Origin of the sequence: Pseudomonas psychrophila (assembly GCF_001043005.1) — a bacterium.
Taxonomy (GTDB): Bacteria; Pseudomonadota; Gammaproteobacteria; order Pseudomonadales; family Pseudomonadaceae; genus Aquipseudomonas; species Aquipseudomonas psychrophila.
Genome location: NZ_JYKZ01000014.1, coordinates 105833 through 115521, shown reverse-complemented (window position 1 = coordinate 115521; position 9689 = coordinate 105833). Strand labels below are relative to the sequence as shown.

Below are 9689 nucleotides of genomic sequence, written 5' to 3'. Positions count from 1 at the left end.
GATCCATTACGGACTCTCGTTTCCAGGGCATGGTCAGTACCTCCTGACCATGATTAATACCTGTAAACGATGTACCCGGTCTTAAACGTAAACGATGTACTCGGTTTCTACCCACCCCAACCCTCTCTCTCTGGGAGAGGGTGAGGGGCTTTTGATCGTCAGTGATTCCTGAATTCCTTGTGGCACGCACTGCAGGTGTCTTCGACTTTCTGCACTGCTGGCGTCAGGTGACTGGCTTTGTAGGGTTGTACCTGGCTGGCAACAACCAGCTCGCCCGTAGCGGCTTCCAACTGGCGCGCCAGTTGTTGAAATCGTTCCTGCTTTTGCCAGACATCATCGGTAGCACTGGTTAGATCGGACTCCTTCACCTGCGGGAAATGCTTCCAAGGCTCGTGAGCCAAAGCATCCAGCTTGATAGCACCTTCGGTAAAGCGCGGACCGTCGAACGGAATCCGACCTCGCAACATGCCCCCCAGGTCTTCGCTGGTTTTTAGCATTTGCTTGAAAATCGCTTTACGCTGGCCCAACGGCGAATCGGGATCCACCCCGCCACACGCAGACAACGTCAGGCAGGCCAGCACTACAACAGTCAATCGTTTAAAAGTCATGGTCGCTTCAGGTCACGGAAATCGGTCGCCAGTATCCTCGCGTCACCTGCAAAGACCAATACCCCTATTGAATACAAGGATTGCCTGACGGTCATCCGACCTCGGCAAACCTTGAAGGAATTTTGCCCATGAACACACTTTTCAAGCCTCTGGCCTGGGCCTTGCCCGTCGTCATGTTGCTGGCCGGATGTAACGGCACCGACAAGGACACCCCCAAGCCTGAACCCCACACGACCTACAGCAAGGCTGACTGGAGCGCTTTGCCTGAAGTGACGGGCAGCGACCTGCAAAGCGGGTTTGCTTCATGGCGCAGCGCTTGTACCCGACTCAAGGCGGACGCCAACTGGGGCCCCGTTTGCAGCGATGCAGCCGCCTTGCCTGCCAGCCCGAGCGTGGCCGAGATCAGCAGCTTCCTGCAAACCCACCTCGACGTGTACAGCCTGCGCTCGGCCGAAGGCAGCAGCGACGGCCTGATCACCGGTTACTACGAACCGGTCTACCCTGGCAGCCTCAAGCCTACCCAGGCCGCCAATGTGCCTATTTATGGCGTCCCGGCGGACTTGATCGTGGTCAATCTGGACAGCATCTACCCCGAGCTCAAAGGCAAACGCCTGCGCGGGCGCCTTGAGGGCCGTGTGCTCAAGCCTTACGACACCGCAGAGACCATTAACAGCAAAGGTCTGCAAGCACCGGTACTGGCGTGGCTGACCGACCCGATGGATTTGCAGTTTCTGCAAATCCAGGGCTCTGGCCGGGTTCAACTCGACAATGGCCGCCAGCTGCGTATCGGTTATGCCGACCAGAACGGCCACCCGTACAAACCGATTGGTCGCTGGCTGGTTGAACAGGGCGAACTGAAAAAAGAAGACGTGACCATGGGCACCATTCACGCCTGGGCCATGGCTAACCCGCAACGGGTCCACGAGATGCTGGCCAGCAACCCGAGCTACGTGTTTTTCACCCAGAACCCGGACAGCAACGAAGGGCCGCGCGGCTCGCTGAACGTACCGCTAACGGCTGGCTACAGCGTGGCGGTGGACCGCAAGGTGATCCCGCTGGGCAGCCTGCTGTGGTTGTCGACCACCCAGGCAGATGGCCAGCCCATCGTACGTCCGGTGGCCGCCCAGGACACCGGCGGCGCCATTGCTGGCGAAGTGCGTGCCGACTTCTTCGTGGGCACCGGCCCTGAAGCCGGGCTGATTGCGGGCGACATGAAGCAGAAGGGCAATATCTGGCTGCTGTGGCCTAAAGGCGCGGCATTGCCGCAGTAAAACCACCTGCATGCAATGAAACCAAACCTTTGTGGGAGCGGGCTTGCTCGCGATGGCATCACCGCAGTGCATCAGGCAAACCGGATCGCCTGCATCGCGAGCAAGCCCGCTCCCACACATTCGTTATTGGCTTGCGTTTACATCGACACAAAAAAGAAGCTGACCACCAGTCCCATGCCGATGAACCACACGATGGAGCGCAGGATCGCCCAGTCGGCCAGGTAGCAAATGATGTACAGCAGGCGGCTGGTGATAAACAGCACCGCCAGCACATCAATGGTCACGGGCTGGGCGTTACCTACGATGTCGGCAATGATCACCGCGGCAGCAAAAGCCGGGGTCACTTCGAAGCTGTTTAGCTGGGCACTGTGGGCACGCTTGGCAAAACCTTGAAGATTGTCGAGATACGTACGTGGATCATGGTTTTGCTTGGGGCCGAACTTGCCATCACTGAACTTGGCAAAAGCGGTACACACATACGTCAAACAGAAGGCAATAAGCACACACCAGAAAGCAACCGTCATTGGAATTTCCTTTTTAGAGTTTCATCACGAGCATGCCGATCAGCACCAACCCACAGGCTAAGAGCCTGGGTCCGCCAAAAGGTTCTTTGAGGTAACGCATGCCAAACAACACCACCAGAATCACACTGACTTCGCGCAACGCCGCCGCCTCGGCAATAGAACCCAACTGCATGGCCCACAGCACCAGCGCATAGCTGGCCAGCACGCAAACCCCCACCGCTACCCCCAACCGCCACTGAGTACGCCAGAACAGCGTAAACGCGGCACGCTTGCGGGTCATCGCCAGCAGCGGAAACGGCCAGGCACTGAGCAGCGTGACCCACACCAGATAATCCAGAGGATGGGGCCAACGCCGGATCGCCTGACCGTCCAGAAAGGTATAGCTGCCGATACACAGACCGATCAGTGCCACCACCGGTAGCATCGACCATGGCAGACGATCACCGCCGCCACCCTGCCACAGCAGGCAGGCCATGCCGCACGGAATCAGTAAAATGCCGATAATTTGCTGACCCGTAAGCACTTCCCCTGCAAAGGTCAGGGTCAACGCCAGCACCACCAATGGCGAGAGCCCGCGCATCAGCGGATACACCAACCCCAGATCTCCCACCCGATAGGCGCGAATCAGCAGCACCCGATAAACCAGTTCGAATAACACCGAGGCCAAAATCCACGGCCAGATTTCCTGCGGTGGCCATGACGCAAAGCCCACCAGTGCTGCCACGACCACTAACGCAACTGTGTCCATACAGGCGATGACCAGCAAACGCTCACCGCTGAACTTGATCAGGGTATTCCAGATCGCGTGCAACACCGCCGCGACCAACACCAACACCGTTGCCAGCACCGCAGACTCCTTGTTGTGAGTGGCCCGAGCGCACATGCAACCTCAGTGCAACTGCGTGGTCAATGACCTCGCACGTCGCGCCCATTTGCCACACCCCGGGGATGTGCCCCTGACGCCCGCGCCTGCATCCAAACATAGCCCGAACTGATCGGGTTTCCATTCACTCTCGCCACCACAGGATCCCGGATGCTTGAGCTTGTTGCTGCGTTTATCTGCCTGACCTCACTACTGACTTACGTGAACTTCCGCTTTATCGGCCTGCCGCCGACGATTGGCGTGATGGTCACCGCCCTTATGTTTTCGTTGCTACTGCAAGGCTTGAGCTTTATCGGCTACCCGGGCCTCGAAGAACGCGTGCAGGAGCTCATCGGCCAGATCGACTTTGGCGATCTGCTGATGAACTGGATGCTGTCGTTCCTGCTGTTTGCAGGCGCCCTGCACGTCAATATCAATGATGTGCGCAGCTATCGCTGGCCGATTGGCCTGCTGGCGACCGTCGGTGTCCTGATCGCTACCACCGTGATCGGTAGCCTGGCGTACTGGATTTTCGCCCTGTTCGGCTGGCATATCAGCTTCTTGTACTGCCTGTTGTTCGGCGCACTCATCTCCCCCACCGATCCGATTGCCGTGCTGGGTGTACTGCGTACCGCCAACGCCTCCAAGCCGCTGAAAACCACCATTGTGGGCGAGTCGCTGTTCAATGACGGCACCGCTGTTGTGGTATTCACCGTGTTGCTCGGCATCGTGCAACTGGGTGAAACCCCGAGCCTGAGTGCCACGGCCATGCTGTTTGTTCACGAAGCCATCGGTGGCGTGGTGTTCGGTGGTTTGATCGGTTATCTGGTGTACCGGATGATCAAGAGCATCGAGCAATATCAGATCGAAGTGATGCTGACTCTGGCACTGGTGATAGGTGGCTCGGCCATGGCCAGTGAGCTGCATGTGTCGGCGCCGATCGCGATGGTGGTCGCCGGTCTGATCATCGGTAATCTGGGCCGCAACAAGGCCATGAACGAGATGACCCGTCGCTATATGGACGGTTTTTGGGAGTTGCTGGATGACATGCTTAATGCGCTGCTGTTCGCGCTGATAGGCATGGAACTGTTGCTTCTGCCCTTCTCGTGGCTGCATTTGCTGGCGGCCAGCGTTCTGGCCGTAGCCATTTTGCTTTCACGCCTTTTGACCGTGGCCCCGGCCATTGTCCTGCTGCGCCGCTGGCGCACCGTGCCACGCGGCACCATCCGCATCCTGACATGGGGCGGCCTGCGCGGCGGTGTTTCGGTGGCGCTGGCCCTGGCATTACCGCTGGGCCCGGAGCGTGATCTGATCCTGAGTATCACCTACATCGTGGTGCTCTCCTCGATCCTGTTCCAGGGCTTGACCATTGGCAAACTGGTCCGCCGTGTGACCAAGGATGCCCCGGTGGAGGCTGAAGGCAGCCAAGCCCATTAAAACTGTTAGCCCCAACGAAGCCGTTTGGGGCGTACAGACTCCGTAGCAGCTGCCGTAGGCTGCGTCCGGCGACGAAGTCGTCGCAAGCTCAGGTTGCACGGTCTTTCAGGTAAACCGGGCGCTCAGGTTTTACGACTGCTTCGCACTCGAACGCAGCCTTCGGCAGCTGCTACGGATCAGTGCTTAACGCAGCATCCCGGTGTTTTTCCACGCCTTGGCTACACTCACGTTCCTGAGGCCTTAAGGCATGACACGAAAAGGAGAACGGGATGAGCACTTCTGCTGCCTACGCACCACCCAGGCGCCATCTAGGCGCCAACATCATGATCATCACGGCATTGATTGCCCTGGCCATTACGGCCTGGCGATTCTTCACCCCCTTGTCCGGCGTGACCGATTCCGGGGGCGCAATGACAGCGATGCTTGCCGAGTTTGTACTGTTTATTCTGGGGGTGGTGCTGGCTCAAGCCAAGGCTGGAGGCCTGCGTAACTTCGTCCTCTTTTTAGCGTGGGTGGGTGTCATCGGGACAATTTTTGCCGCGTGCCTTCTGCACGGTTGGTGGACAGCAGCCGTTCTGGCGATCTACGCCGTGGGTGTTGTCATTGAAACCTTTGCCGGCAAGCCAACAAGGAGCGCGATATGAGCGGGATCAAAAGACAGTTTTTGACAGCACCGGCGTTGTGCTTGCTGGCGGGTGTTTCCAGCGTTCACGCGCAAGACACCTACACCGTTCCACCGCCTTTGCTGGCGCCGTCCAACATCTCTGCCGAGGACGCAAAAATTCCGATCCCGAGCGGCAAGGAATGGGACAGCTTCCACGGGCAACTGAGTTCGCAAAAATACTCGCCGCTGACTCAAATCAACAAGGACAACGTCGGCAAGCTCACCAAAGTCTGGGAGTACTTCACGGGTGACATGTCTACCGGGACGGGCAAAATCCCGCCATCGGTATGGTCTGCCACACCTATTTTTGCCAATGACACGCTGTACGTCGGCACGCCTTTTTACCGGATCATCGCCCTTGAGCCCGAGACCGGCAAAGAGAAGTGGACCTATGACACCAAGTCGCAACTGGTCGCCGAAACCCAGCCTGCACTGAAATCACGAGGCGTGGCCTACTGGCAAGAAAAAGCCCCGCAACAGGGTGTGGCCTGCCAAAAAATGGTGTACCTGGGCAACATGACTGCCCAGCTCTATGCGGTGGATGCCGACACCGGCAAGCCGTGCGAAGGCTTCGGCAAAAACGGTGTGGTGGACGTCAACCAATGGAACACCATGAATGCGAAATGGCCGCTGTCGCAGCTGCAGCCACCCACTGTCATCGGTGACAAGCTGATCGTGGGCTGGGCCGGTAAAGACTGGGAATATGAGGTCGAGTCCCCAGGCTCGCTGTTTGCCCTCAATGCCCGCACGGGCGAACTGGAGTGGGAATTCAAGCCAATTCCGGAAGAAGAAGCAGGCAAAACCGGTACCGCCAACATCTGGACCGCAATGTCTTATGACCCGGCGCTGGGCTTGCTCTACATCCCCGTGTCCTCGCCTTCACCCAACTACTGGGGCGGTAACCGGACTAAACCGATTCCGCTGGGCACTTCCACCACCGCACTGGATATCAATACCGGCAAGGTCGTGTGGTCTCGTCAATGGGTTCACCACGACATATGGGACTACGACATCAACTCAGCTCCGACGCTGATGGACATCACTGTCGATGGCAAGCCTGTTGCGGCCTTGGTGCAAGCGACCAAGATGGGCTTTTTGTTCACCGTTGACCGCCGCACAGGCGAGGACGTATGGCCGATTGAAGAGCGCCCGGTACCTCAGGGTGATGCCGCCGGGGAGGTCTACTCGCCCACCCAACCGTTCCCCACCAAGCCTGCCCCGTTGATGGATCAATCCAAAAAACCGGCGATCTGGAAAATCGCCGACATTGTCGGTTTTGGTCAGTGCACGAAAATGTGGGACGGCCTGGAATACAACGGCATGTACTCGCCACCCAGCACCAAAGGCAACGGCGTACTGGCCTATCCGGACAGTGCCGGTGGCGTGCAATGGGGCGGTGTAGCGTTTGACCCGGTGAGCCAGGTCGCCATTGTGAACACCTCGCACATCGTGCAGATGATCAAGCTGTGGGACCGCGCTTCATACGATAAACAGCCCAAAACTGCAGGCAACGAAAACGGCTTCTACCCACAGATCGGCGCACCTTATGGCATGAGCCTGCTCAACGCGCAGAACTGGGCAGGCATGCCGTGCTGGGCACCGCCTTTCGGTGAAATCGTGGCAATCGACATGCGCACCGGTGACGTGAAATGGCGTCGTCCGATGGGCGCCGTCCAGCAGTGGGGTTGGTACATGCCTGAAGACATGGGCTCACCGACCATTGGTGGCCCGGCAGTGACCGCAGGTGGCGTGGTGTTTATTGGCGCCTCGATGGATGCCAAGGTTCGTGCCTATGCGCTGGAGGACGGCAAGGAACTGTGGTCGGACATTGTCATGGCACCCGCAGTCGCCAACCCCGCCGTGTATGAATACAAAGGCCGGCAATATGTGGCGTTTGTGGCGGGCGGCAACTCGATCATGAAAGATCAGGTGGGGGATCAGGTGGTGGTGTACGCACTGCCCAAATAAAGCATGACTTTAACCGTGGGAGCGAGCCTGCTCGCGAATGATCTTCGCGAGCAGGCTCGCTCCCACAATTTTTAAATGCCGTTAGCCACCCGCCAACCGCTGCAACTGCTCGCTGGCACGCTCAGCGAACAGTTGCAGCAACCCTTCCAGCGTATGCGCCGGGGCTTCGTCCGCTCGGGTCAACGCGTACAGCGTTATCGGCAGCGCCGGGCTCAATGGCCGGACCAAGGTGCTCGCCCGCGAAGCGCCCAACGCCGTAAACGGATCAATCACCGCCAACCCCGCACCCGACTCCACCATCGCCCGCGCCAGCGAATAGGTCTGTACCGCGATGCTGATGCGTGGCGGCGGCTCTACGGCTTGCAGGTAGCTGTCCAGACGTGCAAACAGCGGATCGGCACTGCTCAGCCCGATCAGCGGCGCATCCGCCAACTCATCCAGCGCCAACGGTACGCCTTCGCTTTCATCCGCCCAGTAACCTCGCGGGGCCAGCGCTACCAGCACACCGTGGGCCAACGCCCGAGCCTTGAGCCCCGGATGGTCGGGGAGCTTGAAAGTCAGGGCCACGTCCAGTTCGCGCATCAACAGGTTTTGCACCAGCTCACGGCTATGGGCGCTGGCCAGCTCACAGTTGATGTCGGGATAACGACGGGTCCACTCGCTGATCACTGGCGGCAACAGCGACAACGCCAACGCCGGCGTGCTGCCGATACGCAAACGATGCCCCGGCTCCCGGCGCAGGCTTTCAGCCAGACGCTGCACGCCTTGCAGGCTCTCGGTCACCTTGTCGACTTCGCGCTCCAGCAACAGCGCCTCGGGGGTGGGCTGCAATTTGCCGCGCACCCGTAAAAACAGCGGGAACCCCAACCGCTGTTCAGCGTGTTGCAGCACCTTGCTCACCGCAGGCTGCGAGACATGCAGCAGTTGCGCCGCGGCACTCACAGATCCGGTTTGACGAATCGCCTGAAACACTTCGATATGACGCAAGCGCATGGCAGCAGTCCATAACCTTTGTTTATGGGAGGACCATCTTTATTCATTGTTCGCCACCTGTCACCTGCCCCTAACCTGAAGCCTGTTCAACAGCGGGCTAAGGACTGACATGGCAAAGCGAGTTTGCATCATCGGCGGGGGCGTTATCGGGCTGGCAACGGCGTATGCATTGGTGCGCGACGGCTTTGAAGTCAGCGTGATCGAGGCCCAGCCAACCCTGGGCAGCCAGACCAGCTTTGCCAATGGCGGCCAGCTTTCCTATCGCTATGTCGCACCGCTGGCCGACGCCGGGGTGCCCTTGCAAGCGGTAGGGTGGATGCTGCGCGGTGACTCGCCACTCAAGCTGCGCCCACGCATGGACCCGGCCCAATGGCGCTGGCTGGCATCGTTTATTGCGGCGTGCCGGGGTTCGGTGAACCAGCGCAATGGCGCGCATTTATTGCGCCTGGCATTGCTTAGCCAGGCCACTTTGCAGCAATGGCGCGAAGAGGATCAGCTGGACGGTTTCGCCTGGCAGCGCAACGGCAAACTGGTAGCGTTTCGTGAGCGCGCCAATTTCGACAAAGCCCGCAAAAAAGTTATCCACAGTTCATTTCAACACGCGCTGTCAGCCAGCGAATGCGCCAGCCTGGAGCCCGGCCTGCAGGGCTCGGCATTTGTGGGTGGAATCTACACCCCGAGCGAAGAGGTCGGTGACTGCCACGCGTTCTGCCAACAACTGGTCGCCCGCTTAAAAGCCAGTGGCCGCTGCACATTCATGCTGGGTAAAACCGTCACCCGTCTTCGTCACGCCAACGGTGAAGTAAAGGCGGTGGAAATGGGCGACGAGGTGCTGGAAGTGGATCAGCTTGTGCTCGCAGCGGGGCACAACAGCCCGGCCCTGCGCCTGCCGGGGCTGAGCCTGCCGCTGTACCCTCTCAAGGGCTACAGCCTCACGCTGGCACTGGCTGACCCGCAAAAAGCACCGCACGTAAGCATCACCGATTACGACCGCAAAATTGTTTATGCCCGCATCGGCGAACAACTGCGCATTGCCGCGATGGTCGACATTGTCGGTTTCGACCCCTCGCCGGACCCGCAACGCCTGGCGCAAATGCGCCAGCTGGCAAGCAGTACTTTCCCGGAGGCGGGAAACTATGCCGACGCGATCGAGTGGGCCGGCATGCGTCCTGCAACCCCCAGTGGCGTGCCCATCCTGGGCGCCAGCGGCTATCGCAACCTGTGGCTCAACCTGGGCCACGGCGCACTGGGCTTCACCCTGGCCTGTGGCAGCGGGCGTTTGCTGAGCGAGCTGATTGCACAACGCAAGACGTCCATTGACCTGCAAGGCCTGGCTGCCTGAGTGCGGCACCCCAACCAGAA

Annotated in this window: 9 protein-coding genes; 5 read left to right on the top strand and 4 right to left on the bottom strand. The window is 59.3% G+C overall.

Features of this window, described 5'->3' with window-relative positions:
• Window positions 1-158 precede the first annotated feature (158 nt).
• A complete protein-coding gene (locus TU76_RS21975; RefSeq protein ID WP_019827987.1) occupies window positions 159-608 on the bottom strand; it encodes a c-type cytochrome in 450 nt (149 codons plus the stop codon).
• Window positions 609-736: 128 nt separating this feature from the next.
• Here TU76_RS21975 and mltA point away from each other — a divergent pair, with 128 nt between their 5' ends.
• The gene (mltA, locus tag TU76_RS21970) at window positions 737-1879 is read left to right on the top strand and encodes a murein transglycosylase A (protein WP_048352503.1); all 1143 of its coding nucleotides are present in this window, start codon (window positions 737-739) and stop codon (window positions 1877-1879) included.
• Between the two features lie 137 nt (window positions 1880-2016).
• Here mltA and TU76_RS21965 read toward each other — a convergent pair whose 3' ends face one another.
• Together TU76_RS21965 and TU76_RS21960 are read right to left on the bottom strand one after the other, a co-directional pair.
• Window positions 2017-2403 (bottom strand): MAPEG family protein, encoded by a 387-nt coding sequence (locus TU76_RS21965; RefSeq protein ID WP_019827989.1) that lies wholly within the window; start codon window positions 2401-2403, stop codon window positions 2017-2019.
• 13 nt (window positions 2404-2416) lie between these two features.
• Entirely contained in the window at window positions 2417-3250 is an 834-nt protein-coding gene (locus TU76_RS21960) for a DMT family transporter (RefSeq protein WP_019827992.1), read from the bottom strand.
• A gap of 186 nt (window positions 3251-3436) precedes the next feature.
• Between TU76_RS21960 and TU76_RS21955 the strand changes: the two genes are divergently transcribed.
• From TU76_RS21955 to TU76_RS21945, 3 genes are all read left to right on the top strand, one after another.
• Window positions 3437-4702, top strand: coding sequence for a cation:proton antiporter (locus tag TU76_RS21955; RefSeq protein ID WP_048352502.1), 1266 nt, complete (start codon window positions 3437-3439; stop codon window positions 4700-4702).
• Window positions 4703-4971: 269 nt separating this feature from the next.
• A complete protein-coding gene (locus TU76_RS21950) occupies window positions 4972-5346 on the top strand; it encodes a hypothetical protein (protein WP_019827994.1) in 375 nt (124 codons plus the stop codon).
• Complete coding sequence (locus TU76_RS21945) at window positions 5343-7334, top strand: pyrroloquinoline quinone-dependent dehydrogenase (protein WP_019827995.1); 1992 nt, start codon at window positions 5343-5345, stop codon at window positions 7332-7334. Before TU76_RS21950 ends, TU76_RS21945 begins: the two co-directional genes overlap by 4 nt.
• 81 nt (window positions 7335-7415) lie before the next feature.
• Here TU76_RS21945 and TU76_RS21940 read toward each other — a convergent pair whose 3' ends face one another.
• On the bottom strand, window positions 7416-8327 hold the full coding sequence (locus TU76_RS21940; protein ID WP_046809472.1) for a LysR family transcriptional regulator: 912 nt from the start codon (window positions 8325-8327) through the stop codon (window positions 7416-7418).
• A gap of 109 nt (window positions 8328-8436) precedes the next feature.
• Between TU76_RS21940 and TU76_RS21935 the strand changes: the two genes are divergently transcribed.
• Entirely contained in the window at window positions 8437-9669 is a 1233-nt protein-coding gene (locus tag TU76_RS21935) for a D-amino acid dehydrogenase (RefSeq protein ID WP_019827997.1), read from the top strand.
• The last annotated feature ends 20 nt before the right edge of the window (window positions 9670-9689 follow it).